General features: G+C 39.2%; 27 protein-coding genes. 16 read left to right on the plus strand and 11 right to left on the minus strand.

Annotation, left to right across the window (positions count from 1 at the left end; genetic code table 11):
* Nucleotides 1-19: 19 nt before the first annotated feature.
* The gene (dinB, locus tag LZZ90_RS01845; RefSeq protein WP_237788977.1) at nt 20-1,105 is read right to left on the minus strand and encodes a DNA polymerase IV; all 1,086 of its coding nucleotides are present in this window, start codon (nt 1,103-1,105) and stop codon (nt 20-22) included.
* Nucleotides 1,106-1,114: 9 nt separating this feature from the next.
* Nucleotides 1,115-3,160: a site-specific recombinase gene (locus LZZ90_RS01850; protein WP_237788978.1), complete on the minus strand. Its 2,046-nt coding sequence runs from the start codon at nt 3,158-3,160 to the stop codon at nt 1,115-1,117.
* A gap of 73 nt (nt 3,161-3,233) precedes the next feature.
* Here LZZ90_RS01850 and LZZ90_RS01855 point away from each other — a divergent pair, with 73 nt between their 5' ends.
* Entirely contained in the window at nt 3,234-3,704 is a 471-nt protein-coding gene (locus LZZ90_RS01855) for a CYTH domain-containing protein (RefSeq protein WP_237788979.1), read from the plus strand.
* Here LZZ90_RS01855 and LZZ90_RS01860 read toward each other — a convergent pair whose 3' ends face one another.
* The 5 genes from LZZ90_RS01860 to LZZ90_RS01880 form a co-directional block, all read right to left on the minus strand.
* Nucleotides 3,705-4,154, minus strand: coding sequence for a septal ring lytic transglycosylase RlpA family protein (locus LZZ90_RS01860; RefSeq protein WP_237788980.1), 450 nt, complete (start codon nt 4,152-4,154; stop codon nt 3,705-3,707).
* Nucleotides 4,155-4,228: 74 nt separating this feature from the next.
* Nucleotides 4,229-4,651, minus strand: a complete 423-nt coding sequence (locus tag LZZ90_RS01865; RefSeq protein WP_237788981.1) for a hypothetical protein — start codon at nt 4,649-4,651, stop codon at nt 4,229-4,231.
* 56 nt (nt 4,652-4,707) lie between these two features.
* Complete coding sequence (locus LZZ90_RS01870; protein WP_237788982.1) at nt 4,708-5,367, minus strand: aspartate kinase; 660 nt, start codon at nt 5,365-5,367, stop codon at nt 4,708-4,710.
* 74 nt (nt 5,368-5,441) lie between these two features.
* Nucleotides 5,442-5,801 (minus strand): YraN family protein, encoded by a 360-nt coding sequence (locus LZZ90_RS01875; RefSeq protein ID WP_237788983.1) that lies wholly within the window; start codon nt 5,799-5,801, stop codon nt 5,442-5,444.
* Complete coding sequence (locus LZZ90_RS01880; RefSeq protein ID WP_370640594.1) at nt 5,802-6,779, minus strand: LD-carboxypeptidase; 978 nt, start codon at nt 6,777-6,779, stop codon at nt 5,802-5,804.
* Between the two features lie 123 nt (nt 6,780-6,902).
* On the opposite strand from LZZ90_RS01880, the gene LZZ90_RS01885 reads away from it, so the two are divergent.
* The 5 genes from LZZ90_RS01885 to LZZ90_RS01905 all read left to right on the plus strand — a co-directional run bounded on the left by LZZ90_RS01885 (nt 6,903) and on the right by LZZ90_RS01905 (nt 11,902).
* Nucleotides 6,903-7,454: a hypothetical protein gene (locus LZZ90_RS01885; RefSeq protein ID WP_237788984.1), complete on the plus strand. Its 552-nt coding sequence runs from the start codon at nt 6,903-6,905 to the stop codon at nt 7,452-7,454.
* A gap of 113 nt (nt 7,455-7,567) precedes the next feature.
* Nucleotides 7,568-9,628 carry a methionine--tRNA ligase gene (gene metG, locus LZZ90_RS01890; protein WP_237788985.1) on the plus strand — a complete coding sequence of 687 codons (2,061 nt, stop codon included), beginning with the start codon at nt 7,568-7,570 and terminating at the stop codon, nt 9,626-9,628.
* A gap of 55 nt (nt 9,629-9,683) precedes the next feature.
* Nucleotides 9,684-10,373 carry an HAD family hydrolase gene (locus LZZ90_RS01895; RefSeq protein WP_237788986.1) on the plus strand — a complete coding sequence of 230 codons (690 nt, stop codon included), beginning with the start codon at nt 9,684-9,686 and terminating at the stop codon, nt 10,371-10,373.
* Nucleotides 10,370-10,999, plus strand: coding sequence for a chloramphenicol acetyltransferase (locus LZZ90_RS01900; protein ID WP_237788987.1), 630 nt, complete (start codon nt 10,370-10,372; stop codon nt 10,997-10,999). Before LZZ90_RS01895 ends, LZZ90_RS01900 begins: the two co-directional genes overlap by 4 nt.
* Complete coding sequence (locus tag LZZ90_RS01905) at nt 11,000-11,902, plus strand: histone deacetylase (RefSeq protein ID WP_237788988.1); 903 nt, start codon at nt 11,000-11,002, stop codon at nt 11,900-11,902.
* 38 nt (nt 11,903-11,940) lie between these two features.
* Here LZZ90_RS01905 and LZZ90_RS01910 read toward each other — a convergent pair whose 3' ends face one another.
* Nucleotides 11,941-12,393, minus strand: a complete 453-nt coding sequence (locus tag LZZ90_RS01910) for an HRDC domain-containing protein (protein ID WP_237788989.1) — start codon at nt 12,391-12,393, stop codon at nt 11,941-11,943.
* Nucleotides 12,394-12,399: 6 nt separating this feature from the next.
* Entirely contained in the window at nt 12,400-12,726 is a 327-nt protein-coding gene (locus LZZ90_RS01915; protein ID WP_237788990.1) for a single-stranded DNA-binding protein, read from the minus strand.
* Nucleotides 12,727-12,934: 208 nt separating this feature from the next.
* Here LZZ90_RS01915 and LZZ90_RS01920 point away from each other — a divergent pair, with 208 nt between their 5' ends.
* The 6 genes from LZZ90_RS01920 to LZZ90_RS01945 all read left to right on the plus strand — a co-directional run bounded on the left by LZZ90_RS01920 (nt 12,935) and on the right by LZZ90_RS01945 (nt 17,828).
* Nucleotides 12,935-14,344, plus strand: a complete 1,410-nt coding sequence (locus LZZ90_RS01920) for a hypothetical protein (RefSeq protein WP_237788991.1) — start codon at nt 12,935-12,937, stop codon at nt 14,342-14,344.
* A gap of 201 nt (nt 14,345-14,545) precedes the next feature.
* On the plus strand, nt 14,546-15,094 hold the full coding sequence (locus LZZ90_RS01925) for a YfiT family bacillithiol transferase (RefSeq protein ID WP_237788992.1): 549 nt from the start codon (nt 14,546-14,548) through the stop codon (nt 15,092-15,094).
* Nucleotides 15,095-15,103: 9 nt separating this feature from the next.
* On the plus strand, nt 15,104-15,451 hold the full coding sequence (locus tag LZZ90_RS01930; protein ID WP_237788993.1) for a hypothetical protein: 348 nt from the start codon (nt 15,104-15,106) through the stop codon (nt 15,449-15,451).
* 3 nt (nt 15,452-15,454) lie between these two features.
* Nucleotides 15,455-16,270, plus strand: a complete 816-nt coding sequence (locus LZZ90_RS01935; protein ID WP_237788994.1) for an SDR family oxidoreductase — start codon at nt 15,455-15,457, stop codon at nt 16,268-16,270.
* Nucleotides 16,271-16,334: 64 nt separating this feature from the next.
* Nucleotides 16,335-17,195: a DMT family transporter gene (locus LZZ90_RS01940; RefSeq protein ID WP_237789181.1), complete on the plus strand. Its 861-nt coding sequence runs from the start codon at nt 16,335-16,337 to the stop codon at nt 17,193-17,195.
* A gap of 33 nt (nt 17,196-17,228) precedes the next feature.
* Nucleotides 17,229-17,828: a CDP-alcohol phosphatidyltransferase family protein gene (locus LZZ90_RS01945; RefSeq protein ID WP_237789182.1), complete on the plus strand. Its 600-nt coding sequence runs from the start codon at nt 17,229-17,231 to the stop codon at nt 17,826-17,828.
* Nucleotides 17,829-17,880: 52 nt separating this feature from the next.
* Here LZZ90_RS01945 and LZZ90_RS01950 read toward each other — a convergent pair whose 3' ends face one another.
* Nucleotides 17,881-19,938: a M13 family metallopeptidase gene (locus tag LZZ90_RS01950; RefSeq protein ID WP_237788995.1), complete on the minus strand. Its 2,058-nt coding sequence runs from the start codon at nt 19,936-19,938 to the stop codon at nt 17,881-17,883.
* A 223-nt stretch (nt 19,939-20,161) separates the two neighbouring features.
* On the opposite strand from LZZ90_RS01950, the gene LZZ90_RS01955 reads away from it, so the two are divergent.
* The 4 genes from LZZ90_RS01955 (at nt 20,162) to LZZ90_RS01970 (ending at nt 23,407) form a co-directional block, all read left to right on the plus strand.
* Nucleotides 20,162-20,839, plus strand: coding sequence for an SCO family protein (locus tag LZZ90_RS01955; RefSeq protein WP_237788996.1), 678 nt, complete (start codon nt 20,162-20,164; stop codon nt 20,837-20,839).
* 96 nt (nt 20,840-20,935) lie between these two features.
* Nucleotides 20,936-21,178 carry a FeoA family protein gene (locus LZZ90_RS01960; RefSeq protein WP_237788997.1) on the plus strand — a complete coding sequence of 81 codons (243 nt, stop codon included), beginning with the start codon at nt 20,936-20,938 and terminating at the stop codon, nt 21,176-21,178.
* Nucleotides 21,175-23,277, plus strand: coding sequence for a ferrous iron transport protein B (gene feoB / locus LZZ90_RS01965; protein ID WP_237788998.1), 2,103 nt, complete (start codon nt 21,175-21,177; stop codon nt 23,275-23,277). Before LZZ90_RS01960 ends, feoB begins: the two co-directional genes overlap by 4 nt.
* Nucleotide 23,278: 1 nt before the next feature.
* A complete protein-coding gene (locus tag LZZ90_RS01970) occupies nt 23,279-23,407 on the plus strand; it encodes a FeoB-associated Cys-rich membrane protein (protein ID WP_255702304.1) in 129 nt (42 codons plus the stop codon).
* Here the strand turns inward: LZZ90_RS01970 and LZZ90_RS01975 are convergent.
* Nucleotides 23,404-23,793 (minus strand): hypothetical protein, encoded by a 390-nt coding sequence (locus LZZ90_RS01975; RefSeq protein WP_237788999.1) that lies wholly within the window; start codon nt 23,791-23,793, stop codon nt 23,404-23,406. The genes LZZ90_RS01970 and LZZ90_RS01975 overlap by 4 nt on opposite strands.
* Nucleotides 23,794-23,796: the final 3 nt, after the last annotated feature.

Consider the following 23,796-nt stretch of genomic DNA (forward strand, 5'->3'; position numbering starts at 1 on the left):
CAGGCTCTTTTTTTTATGCTTAAAAGTCAAATTTCAACTGAACCACTACTGCTTTTTTGGCTTCCGTATTTAAGTTATGAAGTGATATTCCCAGTAAACGGACGGATTCTTTTAATTTTTCCTGATACAACAATTCTTTAGCGGTTTCCTGTATCAAACTTTTATCAGAAATGAAATAAGGCAAAGTTTTACTTCGGGTTTGCAAGGTAAAATCAGAATATTTTATTTTAAGGGTAATCGTCTTGCCAGCAATTTTGCTTTTCTGTAAACGACGCTCCAATTCATTGGCAATATTCTCCAGACGTTCTTCCATGAAAATTTCCGAAGACAAGTTTACATTAAAGGTTCGCTCTGCTCCTACCGATTTAAGGGTTCGGTTGGGTTTTACCTGACTGTAGCTGATACCGCGTGCCAAATTGTAAAACGATTTTCCGCTGTTGCCAAAATGTTGCTCGAGGTATTCAAATGATTTACTTTTCAAATCAGCTCCAGTAAAAATCCCTAATTGATACATGCGTTCTGCGGTAACTTTCCCCACGCCGTAGAATTTCTTTACATCCAGCGCTTCTAAGAAAGGCTCAACTTCATCGGGGTTAACGGTCTTTTGTCCGTTGGGTTTATTGTAATCGGAAGCAATTTTTGCCACAAATTTGTTGATGGAAATTCCCGCAGAAGCCGTGAGTCCTACTTCTTCAAAAATGCGTTTGCGAATCTCCTGGGCAATTAAGGTCGCGCTCGGGATTCCTTTTTTGTTTTCGGTTACATCTAAGTAGGCTTCGTCCAGAGAAAGTGGTTCGACCAAATCAGTATAATCCAGAAAAATTTTGCGTATTTTTTTGGAAATTTCCTTATACCGATCAAATCGCGGCCGGACAAATATTAGTTCAGGACAGAGTTTTTTGGCCATATAACCACTCATAGCACTGCGTACACCAAACTTTCTTGCCTCGTAACTGGCAGCAGAGACCACACCACGCACTTCACTTCCGCCAACAGCCAAAGGTTTTCCTTTAAGCAACGGATTGTCCATCTGTTCCACCGAAGCGTAAAAAGCATCCATATCCACGTGGATAATTTTTCTGTATTTTACTTCTTCGGTTTCCATCCGATAAATTTACTTTTCTTTTATGGGAAAGAAAAATGCCAGTGGTCGTTTTTTAAAGTAAACCCAGATTGCTTTGTTCAGAAAATGCAACTCGGAAAAAGGAATATTTCTCGAACGAAAAGCCAACCCTAATGATAGGGAAAAACTCACGATAAAATTCACAAAACCGATTACTCCAATTCCGACAATTCCCCAAAGAAGCATGCCCGAAGTTACTTGAAAATTGGCTCCAAAAAGCCCTAAAGCCAAATTACCGCTCACAAAAGTAATGTGACGCACATCTAAATCCAGCCCTAAAAAAGCACCAATTGAAGCGGTGCTTCCCATAAAAACTCCAAACCAGAAATTAGAAATCACTCCAGCCCAGTTGCCTTCAATCCAGTTGGCAATTCGTTTTGTTTTTTCAGTTCCAAAAGTAAGTTTCAAAAACGGATGCTCCTGAATTCGGTAGTAAACTTGCTGGTGCTTGTTGCGATTAGAAACACTCCCGGAAATAATGCCCGAGAGAAAAAGAAACACCCCGGCAATGGCTGCATGAAAAATCGCCGGAGAATCCACTGGGCTGATGTCGGTTAATAGTTTAGTCCATTTCGTTTCTGCTATATTGTAATGAAAAGCCAAATCAATCAGCCAAATCCCTAACAGAGAAACCGGAAAAGCCACAAACACATTGCCCACAAAAGCGATAAACTGCGAGCGAAACAATCGGGCAAACAAATGGGCAAACGAGCTGTGTTTTTCTCCATTTTTATTCGGTCTCTTCATTCCGCTTTCCAAAGCTTTTGCAATAGTGGCAGCTGTCATTGCCGGTTGTTTTGTAGCCAAGGCAAATCCAAGTAGAAAAATAGTAATGAAACCCAAGGCATAATTCATACTATAAAGAAAAGCATGACCAAAATAACTGGTTTCAACTTTTCCCAATAAAACCTTGAAAATGCACAGAATACCAACAACTAAACCAGCTCCCATTGCGGCTTTAAGCATTTGAAAATACTCTTTGGAAGTTTCGGTAATGTAATGCTCGCCAGTCTTGGCGGTATGCTGAGTGATTTCATAAGACAACAGTTGCGTACTGTCGTTAATAAGTTTCCCTACATTGTTCTTGAAACAGTTGTATTTAATCAGTTTAAGAGCCAATTGCAAACTTTTTTCTTTTTTTTCCGCTTCTTGATTAACCACCAATAAAGGCACTAAAATCTTCAAGCGGTACAATTGCTGACGGATTCTTAGTAAATTCTGATTTACCTTAAGAGATATCCCATACTTTTGACTGTTGCTAAAAGCTTTATCTACATACTCTTCGCATTGCTTGTGCAGGATCAAAAATTGTTTATAGTGCAGGTTTTCCGAAGTAACCCAATGCTCATTATTGGTGCGAACTTGCTCTTCAATACGCAATAGTTCCTTTTCCATTGCCGTAAACGGGCTGTCGTACGCATCGTATTCGGGAACCATTTTTATTACATCGTATTCCATGGCTCTTCCGCTCATTCGCTGAGAAAGTAAAGTCATTGCATTAAGGAGTTCCGACAAGGGAGTGGTCTCCTTGGAAGAAGGGTAGATGTCTGAAAATGTCAAAATCGTAAACAAACGATACAACTCTTCCTTAGGAATTTTATTTACCCAAATCGTGTCGGTATCCAGATAAAACACTTGGTTAAGAATGTATTCCAACGTATCTTTTTCCGGTTGGTAGGGTAAAATTTTGGCGATGAGTCGTTTTTTTACTTCATAGAGAAAATCCGAATCCTGAAGTATTCCCGCATCAGATAAAATTTTGCTGAATTTACGCTGTTGGAAAACGGTTTTGAAATACGCAATCAGCAATCTTTTTTCAATTGGATTTTCCGCTAAAAAAAGCAGCAGCGGCGCAATGGAAACCGAAGCGCTTTTAGGTTGTTTTGGTCGGAAGAAATTTACCAATTCAATTAACAAACCCAAGTTTTCAGAAGCAGAATACTGTCCTGTACCGAAATACTTTTCAAAAAGTTCTCCTAGTGTCTGAGTGTTTGGGTGTGGTCTTCCTAAATTCATGCGGTTTTTCTTAATGCTCATGTAGTGTAAAAATACAATTTGAACCGCTTAATTTTCTTAACTTGGTCCTAATTTAAGTTAATCACATCATAAAATGCAGGAAATCGAGCGAAAATTTCTGGTAAATTCGGAAGCTTTTAAAAACGAAGCTTTTGTCCAAAACCGTATTGTTCAAGGATATTTAAATTCAAATCCGGAGCGAACTGTCCGAATTCGAATTAAGGGAAACAAAGGTTTTTTAACCATAAAGGGAAAAGGGAATGACTCCGGAACCACCCGTTTAGAATGGGAAACCGAAATTTCAGTTGCCGATGCCGAAAAACTGCTGCCGCTTTGCGAAAAAGGCACTATTGAGAAGGTACGCTACGATATAAAAAAAGGGAACCACATTTATGAAGTGGATGTGTTTTCAGGAGAAAATTCAGGGTTAATACTTGCCGAAATCGAATTGTCCTTTGAGGAGGAAATTTTTGAAAAACCAGACTGGCTGGGCCTCGAAGTAACCGGAGATGAACGCTATTACAACGCATACCTAAGCCAACATCCCTATACAAGCTGGAAATAATTATTTCACCACTTCTAGGTTTACATTAAGGAAGCCGCGTCCTTTGGCGTGCGTAATTTCCATAAAGGCTTTTTTGGTCAGGTCGATTTCACGTCCTCGGGTAAAAGGCCCTCTGTCGGTCACGGTCACAATTACCGATTTGTTATTGGCAGGATTAGTCACTTTAAGTTTTGTTCCGAAAGGCAACTTTTTATGAGCCGCCGTTAACTTGGAGTTGTCAAAACGTTTACCGCTAGCTGTACGTCTTCCGTTAAATTTATCGTGATAGTACGAAGCGTGAACGGCTTTTTTATAAGGTTTGAACTTTAAATCGATATCTAAAGTATCTGCGGGAATCGTATCGCGGACCGTTTTGGCTTTTTCCTGTAAACTAATCTTATGACTGGTGAAACTGCTCCCCAGAAATATAAAAACAAAAAGTAATAAAATAGGGGCAATTATTTTTTTCATGCTTTTATTATTGGTTGAACATCAGTTAACAAAAAATGTGCCGAGGATAAAAAAAGCCCTTTTCAGGGCTTATATTAGAACCATAAATTCCATGGTATTCGGCTTAACAAAAACAACAAACCGGCTAAATACAAAAAGGCAATCTTCTTGAATTTACCGTTGTCAGTTTCTTCTTTCTTATGCTTAGACCATCCTACGGTAATTAAAGCGATGGCTAAAATATTTACCAACGGATGTTCCAAAGAAGTTAAACGTAATTCTGCATTGCTCATTTCTCCCAAAGCATCCATTCCTAATGGTGAAACAAAATACAACACCAATCCAACCAACAACTGCATATGGCAGAATATCAGCGCAAAAAGCGAAATTTTTCTATCAGTAGCTGAAAAAACTTTCTTAGAACTATAGCCGATAAAGGCATTCACAACGGCAATTACCAAAACTAAAAGTGCTAGATAAGCAATCCCAGAGTGGGCTTTCTGAATAATTTCGTACATAAGTATTCTTAATGATTTAAAACAAATATAGTAAAACGGTAAAAGTAATCAAACAATTACAAGTTTTTTAAGTCTTTGATGATTTTGAAAGCCAAATCTACCTGTTCCTCGCTTACTACAATAGTAAATTCAAAATTGGTTGAAATTACCTCACAGATATTAATCCCTTCCCAAGCCAGTTTTTGGAAAACATAGTAGAAAAGCCCGGAAACCCCAACGTTATCTTTAGGAAGTTTTACCGTAACCGAAGCCAGTTTATCAACTTTATGAATCCATTTTTCATCTGCAAAATGTTTCTCCATCAAATGGCTTACCGAATCACTTACAATAATGTTGGTTTCGTTAACCCCGCGGGAAGAAGTATAAAAAATATCGGTAAGGTTACTGATTTCAGAAATAAATTCCGCCTGACGCTGTAAAACTTTAGGGTTAATCGTGAAGTTGTAATCTGTTAAAGAAGAACGAACGGTTATGTCTCCTAAGTTCTTAAGTACACGCTCTACTTTATGGTTCAAACGGAATTCCAATTCTTCAGAAAGACGTTTTAAAGCCATTACAATAGCGCCTTGCTTCACCTCTTTCCCCATTTCCTGTTCCAACTCCTGCTGCATGATTCGTGCAAGTGAAGTCAGATTGACAATTCCCAAGGTTAAGCCGTTAAGCAAAAAAGGTTTGTTCTTTATGTACGTTTCAACTACGGAAGAGATGGTTTTCATAATAATTCTTAAATAATAATTAAAAAATTTGCGAAATATACGATAAAAAACAAAATGTTATAGTTATAACAGTGTTAAAAGTAATAAAACGCATCTTGAAGATGTTCGATTTCGTATTTGGTTGCGTCTTTTTTTATGGCAATAATATCAAAACGTGTGTTACAATCAAGATCATTCAAAGTAACATATTCATTTACAGCCTTAACCAGCAACTTTATTTTTTTAGGATTGACAAAATCCTGTGGGTTTCCAAATTCAAGATTAGAACGTGTTTTTACCTCAACTATTATAAGTGCTTCATTTTTTTGGGCAATGATATCGATTTCAGCTTTTTGAAAAACCCAGTTGCGCTCCAAAATATCATAGCCTTGATCTCGAAGGTAGTTCACTGCCAAATCTTCCCCGAGTTTTCCTAAATCATTGTGCTTGGCCATTTAATTTTTGAACTCTAAAATGATTTCACTCTGATTCACCTCAAACTCAACTTCTTTCCCTAAAACAAGAGTTCGATTGTCTTTTACGTGTCCCGCCGGAAAATAAAAACAAACCGGAATATTATAGTGCTTTGCGATTTCAGTGATAATACCTACTTCATTTTGACCAAAAGGAATTTCGTTATCATGCATGTCGGTCATCCCACCAACAATCAACCCTTTGAGATGTTCCAAATAACCGTTGCGCTTCAAATTTTGCATCATTCGGTCGATATGGTATAAATATTCATCCAAATCTTCGATAAAGAGGATTTTATCTTTTGTATCCAAGGAAGACTTCGAACCCAACAAGCTGTAAAGAATAGACAAATTCCCACCCACAAGTTGTCCTTTAGCCTTACCTTGAAGCTCATAACCTTTAGCCTCCACCACATATTTCAGTTTTTCACCGAACAAGGCTTTGCGAAGGGTTTCTTTCACTTCTTCCGGGGCTTTGGGAACCGTAAAGGGCATGATGGAATGCAAGCTTGCAATGCCTAACGTATTCAGATGACTGTGCAGCACCGTTACATCACTAAAACCCATGATCCATTTGGGATGCTTTTTGAATTTGGTAAAATCCAGGCTATCGATGATTCGCACTGTTCCGTAACCGCCACGGGCACACCAAATTGCTTTAATGCTCTCATCGTCCAACATTTCCTGAAAATCGGCAGCGCGTTCCTTATCGGTTCCACCTAACTGGCAACTGTCCAGTCCGATGGTTTTTCCTAATTTCACTTCCAAACCCCATGATTTCAAGAGTTCAATAGCAGGCTGAGCATCTTCCGGAAAAAATTTTCGTGCAGTACAAACTAGGGCAACTTTATCGCCTTTTTTAAGATACGGTGGTATTTTCATGCGTTTTTGAGAATATCCCCCAAAGCTAGCCATAAATACCAAAGTTGCCAATACTATTTTCAAAAATACATTGCTCATACTTTAAAAATTTCTGAAATTCTGATGTGCAATTCTTACGTATTAAATGTAAGGACTTTAATTTAACTTTTCTTATAAACTTAAAAGGAAAGTAATTTCTATTTTTGAAAAAACAATTCCACTATGAAAACTTTTACGCTTATTGCTTCTGTTGCCGTTCTTTGTTTTTCATGTCAGAAAGAAGCAAAACCATCCGATAAAATCGACGGTAAAATTTCCGACAGTATTGCTACAAATATGGCTGAAGAAAAACAAATTCAACAAAATCCTCAACCAATCCAAAATCAGCAGATACAGGCACAGCCGCAAACAATCTCAACAACAACTGTTGCTCCAGCCACCAGACCCGGAATGAATCCACCACACGGACAACCCGGGCATCGCTGTGATATTCCTGTAGGAGCCCCACTCAGCAGCAAGCCAACAGCAGCAAAAAATACCACTACCACAACCAATACAAACGCAACAAGATATACCGTTTCATCACCAAACAGTCAAAGTCAGAATGCCGGTGCAGAAACTTCAACCATGACGCTTCCAAGTGCTAACATAACTCCTATGAAACCCGAAGTTAAAGCACAAACAACTGCTCCGGGCATGCAGGGGAAACCCAATCCGGCCCATGGTGAAGAAGGCCACCGCTGTGACATTCCTGTTGGCGTAAATCTTCCATAACTTCAAACCACTCGCTTAACGAGTGGTTTTTTGTCTTTTTACCAAATGATTCTTTCCTTAACCTATGAAAGGTTCCATTTTGTTGCGTACTTTTGCACTCAAATTGACAGTTTATGATACAAAATCCAAAACGTTATACGATTACCGCCGCATTACCTTATACCAACGGTCCTATCCACATTGGACATTTGGCCGGTGTTTATGTGCCTTCCGATATTTACAGTCGTTTTCTTCGTCTTCAAGGAAAAGACGTGGCTTTTATCTGTGGAAGTGACGAACATGGAGTTGCTATTTCTATGAAAGCCAAAAAAGAAGGAATTACACCTCAAGAGGTAATCGACAAATACGACGGAATTATTCGTAAATCGTTCGAAGATTTTGGAATTTCATTTGACAATTATTCGAGAACCTCGGCGGAAATTCATCATAAAACCGCTTCGGAATTCTTCAGAAAATTATACGATGAAGGTAAATTCATCGAAGAAGTAACCGAACAATTGTACGACGAAAAAGCCGATCAGTTTTTAGCTGACCGTTTCGTAACGGGAACCTGTCCAAAATGTGGTAACGAAGAAGCGTATGGTGATCAGTGTGAAAGATGCGGATCGTCTTTAAACGCAACGGACCTTATCAACCCAAAATCGACCATCACCGGAACCAAACCCATTTTAAAATCAACCAAACACTGGTTTTTACCTTTAGACCAATACGATGCTTTTTTGCGCGAGTGGATTTTAGAAGGTCATAAAAACGACTGGAAACCCAATGTTTACGGACAGGTAAAATCTTGGTTGGAAGACGGTTTGCGTCCAAGAGCCGTAACCCGAGATTTAGACTGGGGAATTGACGTTCCCGTTGAAGGAGCAGAGGGCAAAAAATTATACGTATGGTTCGATGCACCGATTGGATATATTTCCTCTACTAAAGAATGGGCAGCACGCGAAGGTAAAGATTGGGAGCCTTATTGGAAATCAGAAGATACCAAACTAGTACACTTTATCGGAAAAGACAACATCGTATTCCACTGTGTAATTTTCCCTGCAATGCTAAAAGCGGAAGGCTCATATATTTTACCGGATAATGTCCCGGCCAACGAATTCTTAAATTTAGAAGGCAACAAATTGTCCACTTCTAAAAACTGGGCGGTTTGGTTGCACGAATACTTATTGGATTTCCCTGAAAAACAAGACGTTTTGCGTTATGCTTTAACGGCGAACGCTCCGGAAACCAAAGACAACGATTTCACCTGGAAAGATTTTCAGGCGCGCAACAACAACGAATTGGTGGCCATCTTCGGAAACTTCATCAACCGTGTAGTGGTGCTTACCAATAAATATTACAACGGAATCATTCCTGAACCAAATGAATTGACACAAATCGACGAACAAACACTGACAGAACTCAAAGCCTATCCATCTGTGATTGCTTCTTCTGTAGAACGTTACCGATTCCGTGAAGCACTAGGCGAATTAATGAACGTAGCCCGTTTAGGAAACAAATATTTAGCCGACGAAGAACCTTGGAAAATCGTAAAAGAGGATCCGGCGCGTGTGCAGACTCAAATGTATGTGGCCTTACAGATTGCTGCTGCACTTAGTGTTTTGGCCGAACCCTTTTTACCGTTCACGGCTAACAAACTGAAAAACATGCTGAAATTGAACAACGGTTTCAATTGGAACGAGATCAGCAGCAAATCGGATTTGATTCCAGCCGGTCACCAAATTGGAGAAGCCGAACTATTATTCGCAAAAATAGAAGACGAAGAAATTCAAAAACAAATAGATAAATTAGAAGCAACCAAAGTAGCCAACAAAGCAGAAAACGCTAAAGCAGAACCGCAAAAAGACATTATCGCTTTTGAGGATTTTGCCAAAGTGGATTTGCGTATCGGAACCATTATCGAAGCCGAAAAAATGCCGAAAGCCAACAAACTTTTAGTATTGAAAGTGGATACGGGAATCGACGTTCGCACCATCGTTTCAGGAATTGCAGAGCATTTCACCCCGGAAGAAGTGATCGGAAAACGCGTAACGGTTTTGGTAAATTTAGCACCAAGAGCTTTACGCGGTGTGGAAAGCGAAGGAATGCTGCTACTCACCAATACCGCCGAGGGCAAGCTGGTTTTTGTAAACCCGGATGCCGAAGGTGTAATCAACGGAGCAATGATAAGTTAAATACAAACCCAACCCTTTTAGTAAATGCTGAAAGGGTTTTTTGATACTGAAAATTATGGATTTAAAAGTAATAGCCTTCGATGCGGACGATACCTTGTTCATTAACGAGCCGTATTTCGAGGAAACCGAAAATAAATTCTGCGGAATGATGAGCAATTACCTCTCCGCACAAAGTTTATCGCAGGAATTGCTAAAAACACAAGTGGACAATTTACCTTTGTACGGTTACGGCATCAAAGGATACGTGCTTTCGATGATTGAAACCGCAATCAAAGTATCCGACGGCACCATCAGTTCCAAAGGAATCAAGAAGATTACCGATTTAGGCAAAGAACTCATTCAAAAACCTATTGAACTACTTGATGGTGTTGAAGAAACCCTACAAGCCCTGCAGGGCAAATACAAATTAGTAGTGGCCACAAAAGGCGACTTGAAAGACCAACAACGCAAACTGCACGATTCCGGTTTAGGGCATTATTTCCACCATATCGAAGTGATGGCCGACAAACAGGAAGTAAATTACGAAAAACTCTTGGGCCGCTTGGACATTCAGCCGGAAGAATTTTTCATGATTGGGAATTCCTTAAAATCCGATGTGTTGCCAGTTTTGAATATTGGCGGCTACGCGGTTCATGTTCCGTTTCACACCACTTGGGCTCATGAGCGTATTGACCACGAAATCGTCCACCCAAATTTTTATGCCACTGAAAAAATTACCGACGTTTTACCCATTCTTTTACAATGAAGCAAAAGTTAGACCTTACTACCTGGAACCGCAAAACCCATTTCGAATTCTTTAGTAAATTCGATGAGCCTTTCTACGGCCTAACTTTTACCGTAGATTGTACCAAAGCCTACGAAACTGCCAAAGAAAAAGGTATTTCATTCTTCATTTATTACCTTTACAAAACTTTGGCAGCAGTAAATGAAATCGAAAACTTCCGTTACCGAATTGTTGACGGTGAGGTATTTGTGTATGACAAGGTTAATGTTTCGGCTACCATAATGAGAGAGGATACCACTTTTGGTTTTTCTTTTATGGAATTTTTCCCTGATTTTGAAGAATTCAACAAAAAAACCCTTCAGGAAATCAAGCGCATTCAAAATACGGAAGGCCTTTTAACCCGTGATTTCAGCGGAGAGTACAATCTGATTCATTTCTCCTCGATTCCGTGGGTAGACTTCACCTCGGTTTCCCATGCGCGAAGTTTTACCTTTGCGGATAGTTGTCCTAAAATATCGTTTGGAAAAATGACCCAAACAAACGGTAAAAAATCCATGCCAATGTCTGTACATGTGCACCACGGTTTGGTAGACGGTTATCATGTCGGTCTGTTTGCGGAAACTTTTCAAAAACTTATGGATTTGTAAATGTTCCCGATTGCCTATCACCCAATTTACAAGCATCCGTTACCAGAGGACCATCGCTTTCCGATGATCAAATATGAACTGTTACCCCAACAACTTTTATATGAAGGGATTGTAAGTAACGGCGCTTTTTTTGAACCAGATTTACCAGACTTGCAACATATTTTATCCATTCACAAGAAAGAATATGTTGAAGATTTGCTCAATCTTACTTTGGATGCTCGAGCCGTTCGAAAAATCGGGTTTCCGCTATCCGCTGAATTGGTGGAACGCGAGTTACGATTGGCTCAGGGTACTATTTTAGGAGCTGAAAGAGCACTGCAAACCGGCATCGCTTTTAACATCGCCGGAGGAACACACCATGCCTATTCTGACCATGGGGAAGCTTTTTGCCTTTTGAACGATCAGGCGATTGCCGCACAATATTTACTGGACAAAAAACTCTCAAAAAAGATTCTGATTGTCGATTTGGATGTACATCAAGGCAACGGTACGGCTGAAATTTTCCAAAAAAACAAAAAGGTTTTCACCTTTTCCATGCATGGCAAATCCAATTATCCGTTTAAAAAAGAAAAATCGGATCTGGACATTGAGCTTCACGATAACACGGAAGATGCTAAATTCTTAGAACTACTCCAAAATACGTTACCCTATCTTATCGAAACACAAAAACCAGACTTTATCTTTTACCTGAGCGGAGTTGATATTTTAGCTTCCGATAAATTAGGAAAACTTGGATGCACCTTAAACGGATGTAAAAAACGTGATGAAATCGTATTGTCTCTATGTCACAAATACGAAATTCCAGTTCAGGTAAGCATGGGAGGAGGTTATTCTACCGAGATCAAAACCATTATTGAAGCACATACCAATACCTACCGAACAGCAGCAAACCTTTATTATTAAAATAAAACCACCGAGAATCTCGGTGGTTTTCCCCCAACTTAAACGGCGTTCAATAAAGCAATAATGTCCGCGCCTAATTTTTCGGTTTTCACACTTCCAAAACCTTTTATTTCTTTTAGTTCATCAATAGTTTTAGGCAAGTAAAAAGCAATATTTACCAGCTCTGAATTGGTGCAAACGTAATATCTTGGCACTTTCAACGACTCTGCCTTGTCTGCCCGCCATTCTTTCAAACATTCCAAAACGTAAGAGCTCCCGGGGCTTAAATCCGATTCCTCTATGTTTGGCTTTTTATCAATCTTGGATTCCTTTTTTGGTTTTTCTTTGAGCTCATAATGAACCAACACCGACCAATATCCGCCTTGTTCCAACTCTACAAAATGCGTTGCAGATTTTACAAACTTTACAGTTTCAAGAAAGTCATTTATCTTTTTCTGATCCGACTCCAGTTCTTGCGCGATAAGCCGAACGGCAAAGACTTCAATATACATAACCGCTTATTTTCCTCCTAAAAGCAACACTTCATTGGCTACCACTTCGGTAACGTATTTTTTATTTCCGTCTTTGTCATCGTAGCTGCGATGGGTAAGTTTTCCTTCAACAGCAATCTCTTTTCCTTTTTCAACGAATTTTTCCACAATTTCTGCCGTTTTTCCCCAGGCAGTCACTTTATGCCATTCGGTTTGCTCTACCTTATCTCCTTTTTCGTTATAATAAAAATCATGGGTCGCTAGTGTGAAGTTGGCAACTTTTCGTTCTCCGTTAATGATTTTTACTTCCGGTTCCTGACCCACATTCCCGATTAATTGTACTTTGTTTCTCATGGCGTTTAAAATTAAAATTTGCGTAAATAAAATTGGTTATACTCGAAAATTTGATTCCGACCCTGCAAAGATGAACAGACCTTCAAAAGTTAATCGGTACTTAGTCGTTTACTTTCGATTGTACTCGTTTGTTGTCGTTTGTTTTCAGGAATTTTCCTATATTTGAAACTTGTAAGAAATTATTAACACAATCTTTCCGAATCAAATCATGAAATCATTTCATAAGTTAGAGTTACTTTTCCTGTTATTGGTGTTTTCAGCAAACGTCTTTTCCCAAGAAAACGCACCTCATATTAAAGGAAAAGTAAAAATTTCCATAAAAGAAGGCACTTTTGATTGCGATCTGACTTTAAGCAACATCCCAAGAGTAGAAGATTATGTAATACGATTGAACTCCGGGATGAATTTACTGCATATCCGAAGCAAAAAACCAAATGATTTTGTGCTTGGCTATGATAGATCCGACAAAGATTCCACCTCAACAGGAGAATCGTTAGCTTATTATTTTCCGGGTAATAGTGGCAAAGGCAAATTTCTTCCGCAAGAATTACAATTTAGATACGTCGGTAAATTTCCAATTGCCAATGACACCCTACAAAATTATTCAAAGGCAGACTGGAAAGGAAACATTGCCTTTAACGGAATGTCTGTGAGAAGTGACGGTACTCAAAGTGCCTGGTACCCTATTTTGTACGATGCCAAAAAAGATGTGGCTTATAACAAAGTAGTATACGACATCGAATTGACCTGTAGTGATTGCTCAACTTTATACCTAAACGGAAACAAACCCATTAGTGCTACCTCAGCGAACCTAAAAAGCGCTGAACCACAAGAAATGGCCCTGTTTTGCGGGAATTTCAATGTTACAGAGGATGGAAATATTGCGATTTTAAATCCTACATTTTCTCAAAAGGAAATACAGGAATTTTCAAATTTGGTAGCGACGTATAAAAAGTATTACGAACAGAAAACAGCTATAAAATTCAACCAAACTCCAGTATTTGTAAATACAACTCCAACTTCGATAAAAAACGCCTGGCTTTTTGTCTCCTATCCTACCATTATGGGAATTGGTTATGGTAAAAATGGTTTAGGAGGGCTTTTCGAAAAAGAAAGCCAGAAGTTCTACAAACCTATGATCGCTCATGAATTGGGTCATTATTACTTTGGAACCTTTAAGGTGTTTAATTCGGAATTGGGTGATATGATCTCGGAAGGGTTTACCGAATACATGGCACTAAAACTAACCGAAGATCTACAAGACATCTCCACTTACAACAAGATGTTAACTGAAAAATTCAACAGTTTAAAAGAATTCAAACCAACACCAGTTGCCGCTGTTAAATCGATAAACGACATAAGCGACAGACAAACTTATGTGTATGACTATGCTCCTATACTTTTTACAGCCATTGAAAAAGAAATTGGGAAAAAGAAAATGTGGCAATGGATGAAAACGCTATTGGAGAAGAAAACAGCGTTCACCAACTATGAGTTTTTACTTTCAGCACTAAAAGACACTCTCAAAGACGACAAAAAACTAGAATTAATTAAAAACCAATACCTTACAAGTGAAAATGCAGCCGAAAATGCCATTAAAAAAATAAATGAAAAATAAATTCACCAGTGAAACAATTCCTTAAATTTACTGTAACTTTTACCGAATCATCAGAAGTTTACAAACACAAAAGACCCTAACCAACCAGCCCTGGTTGCAGTGAAAATCCTTTTACAACGTAAAAAATTGCAACGAAAAACAGGAACAGGGCTTCCTGATAAAAACCGAGCCATTCGCTCCAAAAATTAAAATTTAAAAGCCATGAAACACCATGTAGAGCTTGAACACTTAAAATTCCCCATCGGACGTTTTAGCTGTCCGTTAGAAATCGATTCCGAACATTTAGAACAATGGAAAGCAACCATCAGAAACTTTCCGCAACAGCTTCAAGAGATAACCAAAAACCTTACTGTTGAGAATTTGAACTGGAAGTACCGCCCTGAAGGATGGACAGTAAAACAAGTTGTGCACCATTTGGCAGACAGTCATATCAATGCGATAATCCGATTAAAGCTTTCCCTAACCGAAGATGCTCCGGTAATTCGCCCTTATGAAGAAGCACTTTGGGCCGAACTAAACGACGGATTGAACAACGATGTAAGCGCTTCCCTAAAAATAATTGAAGGGGTACACCAGCGTTGGTTCCAACTTTTAGATTCGCTGAACGAAAAAGACTGGAACCGTATGTATTTTCATCCGCAGCACCAGCGTTTGTTTTCCGTAAAGGAAGGTTTGGGCATTTACCATTGGCATTGCAAACATCATTTGGCACATATTCATCAGGCGTTGCAATACAAAGGGGAATTCTAAACTGATTTTATGAAAACGTGTTTGGAATGCGATGAGAAAATCATCGGGCGGGAAGATAAAAAATTCTGTAGTGACGGCTGTCGAAATACCCATAACAACAAGAAAACCAGAGACAGTACTAATTTAATGCGCAACATCAACAATAAATTGCGAAAAAATTACCGAATTTTGTGCGAGCTCAATACGGAAGAAAAAACAAAAATCCCAACCAAAAAAATAAAGGAAAAAGGATTTGATTTTGAGTATTTTACCTCAATACATCAAACTAAAAACGGCAATACTTACTATTTTCTGTACGATCAAGGCTATCGGTATATTGAAAATAATGGAGTACTCTTGGTAAAAAGAACCCAATAGAAAATGAACAAAAAAAAGGAAACCATTTCAATTTTAGGCTGCGGCTGGCTGGGTTTACCCTTATCGGAAGCATTGATTCGTGATGGATTTTCCGTAAAAGGATCGACTACTTCTTCCGAAAAAATGCAATTGTTGAAAACCAAAAACATTCAACCTTTTTTAATTGAACTTTCAGAATCTAAAATTCAGGGTGACATTGACCTTTTTTTAAAGGATGCTAGCCTTCTTATTATTGATATTCCGCCGAAATTGCGCAGTGTTATCTCAGAAAATTTTGTTCAAAAGATAAAAAACCTGATTCCGTTTATTACAGAATCTTCCGTTGAAAAAGTACTTTTTGTAAGCTCCACTTCGGTTTATGCCGATCAAAACAAGACCATTACCGAGGCGACGCTTCCCAATCCCGACACGGAAAGCGGAAAACAACTTTGGGAGGTTGAACAGCTTTTGCAAAACAACCCGAATTTTAAAACTACAATTGTGCGCTTCGGTGGTTTATTGGGCGAAGAACGCCATCCAATCAAACAACTGGCCGGTAAAGAAAATCTTGAAAACCCGGATGCCCCCATCAACATGATTCATCAGAAAGACTGCATAGGAATCCTTCAGGCCATTATTGAAAAACAAGCCTGGAATGAGCAATTTAATGCGGTAGCGCCTTTTCATCCCACCCGAAAAGAATTTTACCAAAGAAAAGCTCAGGAATTGAATTTGCCTTTACCTACCTTTGTTTCAGAAAAACCGTCTTTAGGAAAACTGATTTCAAGCGAAAAAACTGAAACGGTTTTAAACTATACCTTCCGAAAAAAAGAACTTTAACGTGATAAAAATCTCAAAGCTCCATCATTCCACCAAAAACCGATTACAATCTGTTGGGTTACCGATGTTGGCGCTGATTTGGGTGAGTTTTTTCTGGGGCACCACCTGGTTAGCTTCCAAAGAAGGGGTAAAACACATGCCCGCATTACAATTAGCGGCAATCCGTCAATTTTTTGGCGCAGCAGTTTATATCTTTTATTTTCTTTACAAGAAAACCGATTGGCCAAAAGGAAAGCAGTGGAAAACCATTGTCATCCTGAGTTTTCTGAACTTTGTGTTGAGCAACGGGCTGAGCACTTGGGGCGTAAAATACATTTCCAGCGGATTGGGTGCCATCATCGGGGCGATGTTCCCCTTGTGGATCGTAGTGATTAATTTATTCCGGGGAGAACGACTTTCCAAATGGTCTATTATAGGAATGCTGATCAGTTTTGGAGGGGTATGCCTTATTTTTTACGATTACTTGTCCGATTTTCTAAAACCCGACTTCCGTTTTGGCATCTTGCTTTCAGTTACCGCAACCCTGACTTGGGCTTTTGGAAGTTTGTATACTAAGAAAAAAGCCGCAAGTTTCAATCCTTATTTTAGTTTAGGACTCCAAATGCTCCTTTCCAGCTTTTTGCTTTTTGCTTATACCGGTGCGACTGGAACTTCGGTACCGTTAACTGAAATACCGGCTGCTTCCTGGTGGTCGATTGCTTATCTGGTAGTCTTCGGATCTGTGTTTACTTTTATAGCTTTTATTTATGCTTTGCAGCATTTACCGGCCGAAATAAGTAGTGTGTATGCTTATATCAATCCAATAGTAGCTGTAATTTTAGGATCTTTTATTTTTGACGAACCGCTTACCGTTATGATTGCAATTGGCGGAACGGTAACACTTTTTGGTCTGTATTTGGTGAATCGAACCATGCGTAAAAAATAACTTGCTGTGAAAATTTCATTCTTTATGAAACTCATGAAAATGCCGCATTATCTAATTTTATTCCGATTTATGTTGGCTCCTACAATCGTTAGCTTAGCCTTAGTTTTAAAAGGTGAAAGTCGCTTGGTTATTGTAATTCTGATGTATTTAGGATTATTATCTGATATTTTTGATGGAATTATTGCACGAAAACAAAATATCGCTACTGAAAAATTAAGACGCTTAGACAGTCAGGTTGATTTAATTTTTTGGATCGCCATTGCTTTAGCTACCTGGATTATATTTCCCTCATTAATAAAGGCAAACCGTATTGGATTACTTTGCATTCTGGTTATGGAAGGTTTGTGTTACTTAATCAGTATTCTAAAATTTGGGAAAGAAACCTGTACGCATGCATTTTTATCCAAAATGTGGGGCATCTCATTACTGATTGCTTTCACTGCCTTAATCGGGTTTAACCATGCTGGGCTTCCTTTTAAAATAACAGTTGCCTTAGGAATTATTTCACAGGCCGATGTAATTGCCATCATTTTAATTCTTCCTAAATGGACGCATGATATTCCGAGTGCTTACCATGCCTATTTAATTCGAAAGAACATTCCTTTCAAGAAAAACAAACTTTTTAACGGATAAAAAAAATCCCAAGCGTTCACTCGGGATTTTTAATTTATCTAAATTTTCAAAATTACCAGATTTTAACTCGGTTTTCCGGTTTTACGTACAACTTCTGACCTTCTTTAATGTCGAATGCCTGATAGAACGATTCCACATTTTGTAACGGTACATACGCACGGTACATTCCCGGAGAGTGCGGATCGGTTTTTACCTGATTTTTGATTGCTTCGTCTCTCATTTTTGAACGCCAGATCGTTGCCCAAGAAATAAAGAAACGCTGCTCTTGCGTATAACCATCGATTAAAGCCGTTTTTCCACTTTTCTTCATAGCAATTTGTAAACCATCGTAGGCTGCGTTTACTCCACCTAAATCCCCGATATTTTCCCCTAAGGTAAATTTACCGTCTACAAAAGTTCCCGGAAGCGGCTCCAAAGCACTGTACTGCGCTGCTAAAGCTCCACCTAAACCTGTGAATTGTTTTAAATCGTCATCCGTCCACCAGTTTACTAAGTTACCGTCTGCATTGTAACGAGCACCTGAATCGTCAAAACCGTGAGAGATTTCGTGACCGATTACCGCCCCGATTCCACCGTAGTTCACGGCATCGTCCGCTTTATAATCGTAAAATGGCGGTTGTAGAATAGCCGCTGGGAATACGATTTCATTGTACGATGGGTTGTAGTAAGCATTTACCGTTTGTGGCGACATTCCCCATTCGGTTTTGTCTACCGGTTTTTTTAATTCGGCTACGTTCTCCTCAAATCCCCAACGTGCCACATTTTTCATGTTCTCGAAATACGTTCCGCCTTCCGCTTTAGATTTGATTTCTAACTTAGAATAATCTTTCCATTTATCAGGATATCCGATTTTAATGGTCGATTTTCTTAATTTTTCAATTGCACCCTTACGCGTTGCCGGTGTCATCCATGGCAAGTTGTTGATGCGGTTTTCAAAAGCAAGGAACACGTTATCGATCATCGCTCTAGCTTTAGCTTTAGCTTCTGCTGGGAATTTTTTCTCAACGTATAATTTTCCTAATGCTTCACCAACAGTACCGTTTACCACTTGAAGTGCTCTTTCCTCACGAGGACGTTGTTTTAACGCTCCTGTTAACGTTTTGCTGTAAAACTCCCAGTTCGCCTTTTCAATATCGGTCGTTAAAACATCTGTAGATTTATTGATTAACGTCCAACGCATGTAGGCTTTCCAATCTTCAATTTTGTTTGCCTTGAAAATACCTTCCAACGCCGTCATGTATTTTGGCTGTGATACAATTAACGAATCCACTTTTCCAATACCAACCCCTTCTAAATAACCGTTCCAGTTTATCGAAGGTGTTAACTTTTGCAGATCAGCAACCGTCATCGGGTTGTAGGTTTTTCTGCGGTCACGACGTTCAACACGGTCCAAACGAGGACGTGCCATTTCCGTTTCAAGGGCTAAAACTTTCTCCGCCTGAATTTTCGCTTCCGCCGGTTTAATTCCTAAAAACTGAAGCATTCTTGCTACGTGAAGCACATATTTTTCACGCTTTTCTTTCGAATCTTTATCATCAGAAACGTAATAATCACGGTCTGGTAATCCTAAACTTCCCAGTCCTAAATAAACTACGTTACGGTTACTGTTTTTAGCATCGGCACCTACACCCACACCATAAAAACCTAAACCACCTTGAGATTCCATTTCGATTAAAAGTTTGTTCACATCGGCAACAGTTTTCACTGCATTGATTTTTGCCAAGTACGGTTTTAAAGGTGCAATTCCTAATTTATTTCTGGAAATTGTATCCATGTACGTTCTGTAAACGTTTACCGCTTTGGCCTGATCGGATTTTGGATCAAGATTTTTATTAGCTGCTGCTTCTTTTAAAATCGCAAGCGCATCCTTATCCGTGTTCTGACGCAACTCATCGAAACTTCCCCAACGGGTTTTGTCTGCCGGGATTTGCGTTTTGTCGAACCATGTTCCGTTTACATAACGAAAGAAATCGTCTCCCGGTTTAACGGATTTGTCCATTAAATCCAGGTCGATTCCCGGATTTTTGGGCTTTGCCTGTTGTGCCGAAGCCTCTAGACTAAGCAGTGAAAAAACAGCAAGCGAGCCGGCTGCCAGAATGTTTTTTTTCATAATCTTATAATTTGTTTTTGCTTTTTGATGATAGAGCCGTTTGGATAATGTATTGCTTTTTATAAACGACTCACAGTCAAATAGGTGTTCCCTTTTTTCATTTTGTTACAACCTGAGCCAAATTTATAAATTCTGAAATGGGTTTTGCAATTTTTAACATATTGTAAATAAATTGGTTTGCCGTTGTTTTGATTCTAATTGTACCTTTGCGAAAAATTTTGGCATGCTTAGCTTTTTTAAAAAATACATTCCTTTTTTTATCGTTTTAGGGATTTTATCCGTGGTAATTATTTTTCTTTTTTACAACGCACTGAAACCTAAGAAAACATTACCTATTTATACTCCATCAATGGTTAACCCTGAACTAGTGGATTCCACCGTTCAGCACATTGCCAACAAAACCCAACACCATATTGCGGATTTCGCCTTTACCAACCAAAACGGGAAAACCATTACCCAAAAAGACTACGAAGGAAAAATTTACGTGGCCGATTTTTTCTTTACCACTTGCCAAAGTATCTGCCCGATAATGACCAACAACATGGGCTGGCTGCAGGAACAAATCAAAAACAACCCGAAAGTTATGCTCCTTTCCCATTCGGTAACTCCCGATATTGATAGTGTTTCCGTTCTGAAAAAATACGCGCAGGAAAAGGGCGTAATCGACAGCAAATGGAACTTGGTTACCGGGAACAAAAAAGATATTTACTACATCGCACGCAAATCCTATCTGGCGGTTAAAACAGGGAATCCTTCCGAACTATACGACATGGTTCACACCGAAAACTTCGTATTGGTAGACAGCAAACGTCGTGTGCGCGGTTTTTACGACGGAACCAAAAAAGAAGAAGTTGAAAGATTATTACAGGACATCAACTTTTTAGTGGAAGAAGAAAAGTAGTTCACCGGATCATAAAATTTTGCAAAATTGACTTTTATCATCTTTTCAAGGATTATTATCCTTATTTTTGCAATCTAAATTCAATCTAAATAAAATTTGACCCTTACGTTAGCCCAATTACAACGCGGACAAAAAGCGCTCATTCAGGATTTTAACATCGATGAAATTCCGTTAAAATTATTGGAAATGGGTTGTTTGCCCGGAAACGAAGTGGAACTGCTGCAAGTGGCTCCTCTCGGTGATCCGTTGTACATTAACGTAAACGACAGTCATGTGGCCATTCGATTGGAAACCGCCAAAGAAATTCAAATTACCATCATAAAAGAAACTGCTTTATGATGTACAATACCATAAAAGTTGCCCTGATCGGAAACCCCAACGTGGGAAAGACTTCCGTTTTTAATGAGCTGACCGGCCTTAACCAGCAAGTCGGGAACTATCCCGGAATTACCGTGGAAAAGAAAGTCGGTTTTGCCAAATTATCCGAATACACCAAAGCAACCATTTTAGATTTACCCGGAACCTACAGTTTGAATGCCAGTTCGATGGATGAAAGTGTGGTGATTGAACTGCTCATGAACAAAAACGACAAAGATTTCCCGGATGTAGCCGTAGTGGTTTCGGAAGTGGAAAACCTAAAACGTAATTTGTTGCTCTTTACCCAAATTAAGGATTTGGAAATTCCTACGATTTTAGTAATCAATATGTCTGATCGTATGGAAGCTAAAGGAATTACTTTGGACATTCCGTTTTTGGAAGCGCAATTGAAAACTAAAATTGCCTTAGTAAGCTCCCGCAAAAAAACCGGAATTGAAGAACTGAAAAAAAACATCATCAACTACAAGGAATTGCCCACCGATCCTTGTTTGAACGCCTCAAGCATCGATCCGGAGTATTTCAACAGTTTACGTCGGGCCTTTCCAAACCAGTTATTGTACAAGTTGTGGCTGGTAATTACCCAAGACGTGAATTTCTCCAACTTGCACCGCAAGCATATCGAAGAAAATTCGTTTGCCAAACCCAAGGTGGAATTAAAGCGTTTGCAGCAGAAAGAAACCATCAAGCGGTATCAGTTCATCAACGATACTTTAAAAGTTGGGTATAAAGTCGACAAAGAAAAAGCTACCGATATCCGTGAAAAACTGGATCGGATTTTAACCCATAAAGTATATGGTTACTTAATTTTCTTCGGGATTTTAATGCTGATTTTTCAATCGATTTTTGACTGGTCAAGCATTCCGATGGATTTTATCGATACCAGTTTTGCCACCTTAAGTTCGTATGCTAAAACGCATTTACCAGCCGGAATTTTAACCGATTTAATAGCCGAAGGAATCATCCCGGGCTTGGGCGGGATCATCATTTTTATTCCTCAGATTGCCTTTTTGTTCCTTTTCATTTCAGTCTTAGAAGAGAGTGGCTACATGAGCCGCGTGGTGTTTCTTATGGATAAGATCATGCGCCGTTTCGGGCTGAGTGGTAAGAGCGTCGTGCCCTTAATATCAGGAACAGCCTGTGCTATTCCGGCAATTATGGCGGCCCGAAATATTGAAAACTGGAAAGAACGTCTAATTACCATTTTGGTAACCCCGTTCACCACTTGTTCTGCGCGTTTACCGGTGTATGCGATTTTGATTTCCTTAATCATTCCCGATAAACGTGTGCTGGGTGTCTTTAACATGCAAGGGCTTACTTTGATGTTGTTATATATGTTAGGTTTTGGAATGGCCATTTTATCGGCTTATATTCTGAACAAAGTCCTCAAAATTAAATCCCGCTCCTATTTTGTGGTGGAAATGCCAAGTTACAAAGTTCCGATGCTTAAAAACTTGGGAATCAATGTGGTAGAGAAAACCAAATCATTTGTCTTTGGAGCCGGGAAAATCATTTTGGCCTTGTCGGTGATTTTATGGTTTTTAGGTTCTCACGGGCCGAGCGACACCTTCCACAAAGCAGAAAGTATTGTAGAAACCCAAATAAACAACAAAGAAGTTTCAGGAGAAAAAGACGATTTAGTCGCTTCTTATAAATTGGAGAATTCCTATATCGGTATCGTTGGAAAAACCATTGAACCGGTAATCAGACCTTTGGGTTACGATTGGAAAATCGGGATTGCCGTAGTGAGTTCCTTCGCCGCCCGTGAAGTTTTCGTAGGTACGTTGGCAACCATTTACAGTGTGGGAAGCCATGCCGAAGAAGAAACCACCATCAAAAACAAAATGGCAGCCGAAGTACATCCGGTAACCGGAAAGAAGATTTTCAACTTTGCTACGGGAGTTTCCTTGTTATTGTTTTATGCTTTCGCCATGCAGTGTATTTCTACGTTGGCCATCACCAAAAAAGAAACCAATTCGTGGAAATGGCCCATGATTCAGCTGCTGTTCATGAGCGGATTGGCCTATAGCGTTTGTTTAATCGTATTTCAGATTTTAAAATAAGATGATCTCGTTTCAGGAAATAATTGCTTATTTATTACTCGGATTTGCTGTTGCTTTTCTGTGGAAGAAATTCTTCGGAAAAAAGAAGAAAAACGACAATTGCGGCAACGGCGGTTGTGGCTGCAGTTAATAGTCCAGCACAATTTTATAGTCTTGTGGTTGAATTTGAATGCCTTCTTTAGGATATGGAAGCACACTCACCCCTTTTAGTTCTTGCTGTTTTTTAGGCGAATGAAGGTCAAACCATGTTTTTATTTCCTTCTCGTTTTTTAAGTTGAAGGTAAATTGAGTTTGTTCTACCAGTTTTTTATTTTCATAAGCCGCAACTTCTACCGTGACTTCACCGGCCCAAACACATTGCACGCCCTCGGGACAGCGCGAATCCTCAAGCACTTTTACCAATACGATTTCCTTATCTGAAGGGCTGTCCAATTTTTGATTGACTTCGTTATTTGAAACGGAAGCACATCCTCCTAACAAAACAAGTACACTATAGAAACTAAACCTTTTTTTCATCAA

Origin of the sequence: Flavobacterium sp. SM15, assembly GCF_022012335.1 — a bacterium.
GTDB lineage: Bacteria > Bacteroidota > Bacteroidia > Flavobacteriales > Flavobacteriaceae > Flavobacterium.

Excerpts from the sequence above, each read along its gene's own strand:
- LZZ90_RS01950 (WP_237788995.1), bottom strand. The coding sequence starts at position 19,938 with ATGAAAAAAAACATTCTGGCAGCCGGCTCGCTTGCTGTTTTTTCACTG.
- LZZ90_RS01865 (WP_237788981.1), bottom strand. The coding sequence starts at position 4,651 with ATGTACGAAATTATTCAGAAAGCCCACTCTGGGATTGCTTATCTAGCA.
- LZZ90_RS01850 (WP_237788978.1), bottom strand. The coding sequence starts at position 3,160 with ATGAGCATTAAGAAAAACCGCATGAATTTAGGAAGACCACACCCAAAC.
- LZZ90_RS01930 (WP_237788993.1), top strand. The coding sequence starts at position 15,104 with ATGAAAACGTGTTTGGAATGCGATGAGAAAATCATCGGGCGGGAAGAT.
- LZZ90_RS01860 (WP_237788980.1), bottom strand. The coding sequence starts at position 4,154 with ATGAAAAAAATAATTGCCCCTATTTTATTACTTTTTGTTTTTATATTT.
- metG (WP_237788985.1), top strand. The coding sequence starts at position 7,568 with ATGATACAAAATCCAAAACGTTATACGATTACCGCCGCATTACCTTAT.
- LZZ90_RS01910 (WP_237788989.1), bottom strand. The coding sequence starts at position 12,393 with ATGTATATTGAAGTCTTTGCCGTTCGGCTTATCGCGCAAGAACTGGAG.
- LZZ90_RS01855 (WP_237788979.1), top strand. The coding sequence starts at position 3,234 with ATGCAGGAAATCGAGCGAAAATTTCTGGTAAATTCGGAAGCTTTTAAA.
- LZZ90_RS01945 (WP_237789182.1), top strand. The coding sequence starts at position 17,229 with ATGAAAATGCCGCATTATCTAATTTTATTCCGATTTATGTTGGCTCCT.
- feoB (WP_237788998.1), top strand. The coding sequence starts at position 21,175 with ATGATGTACAATACCATAAAAGTTGCCCTGATCGGAAACCCCAACGTG.
- LZZ90_RS01870 (WP_237788982.1), bottom strand. The coding sequence starts at position 5,367 with ATGAAAACCATCTCTTCCGTAGTTGAAACGTACATAAAGAACAAACCT.
- LZZ90_RS01880 (WP_370640594.1), bottom strand. The coding sequence starts at position 6,779 with ATGAGCAATGTATTTTTGAAAATAGTATTGGCAACTTTGGTATTTATG.
- LZZ90_RS01940 (WP_237789181.1), top strand. The coding sequence starts at position 16,335 with ATGTTGGCGCTGATTTGGGTGAGTTTTTTCTGGGGCACCACCTGGTTA.
- LZZ90_RS01955 (WP_237788996.1), top strand. The coding sequence starts at position 20,162 with ATGCTTAGCTTTTTTAAAAAATACATTCCTTTTTTTATCGTTTTAGGG.
- LZZ90_RS01885 (WP_237788984.1), top strand. The coding sequence starts at position 6,903 with ATGAAAACTTTTACGCTTATTGCTTCTGTTGCCGTTCTTTGTTTTTCA.
- LZZ90_RS01895 (WP_237788986.1), top strand. The coding sequence starts at position 9,684 with ATGGATTTAAAAGTAATAGCCTTCGATGCGGACGATACCTTGTTCATT.
- LZZ90_RS01935 (WP_237788994.1), top strand. The coding sequence starts at position 15,455 with ATGAACAAAAAAAAGGAAACCATTTCAATTTTAGGCTGCGGCTGGCTG.
- LZZ90_RS01875 (WP_237788983.1), bottom strand. The coding sequence starts at position 5,801 with ATGGCCAAGCACAATGATTTAGGAAAACTCGGGGAAGATTTGGCAGTG.
- LZZ90_RS01905 (WP_237788988.1), top strand. The coding sequence starts at position 11,000 with ATGTTCCCGATTGCCTATCACCCAATTTACAAGCATCCGTTACCAGAG.
- LZZ90_RS01925 (WP_237788992.1), top strand. The coding sequence starts at position 14,546 with ATGAAACACCATGTAGAGCTTGAACACTTAAAATTCCCCATCGGACGT.
- LZZ90_RS01915 (WP_237788990.1), bottom strand. The coding sequence starts at position 12,726 with ATGAGAAACAAAGTACAATTAATCGGGAATGTGGGTCAGGAACCGGAA.
- LZZ90_RS01920 (WP_237788991.1), top strand. The coding sequence starts at position 12,935 with ATGAAATCATTTCATAAGTTAGAGTTACTTTTCCTGTTATTGGTGTTT.
- LZZ90_RS01970 (WP_255702304.1), top strand. The coding sequence starts at position 23,279 with ATGATCTCGTTTCAGGAAATAATTGCTTATTTATTACTCGGATTTGCT.
- LZZ90_RS01900 (WP_237788987.1), top strand. The coding sequence starts at position 10,370 with ATGAAGCAAAAGTTAGACCTTACTACCTGGAACCGCAAAACCCATTTC.
- LZZ90_RS01975 (WP_237788999.1), bottom strand. The coding sequence starts at position 23,793 with ATGAAAAAAAGGTTTAGTTTCTATAGTGTACTTGTTTTGTTAGGAGGA.
- dinB (WP_237788977.1), bottom strand. The coding sequence starts at position 1,105 with ATGGAAACCGAAGAAGTAAAATACAGAAAAATTATCCACGTGGATATG.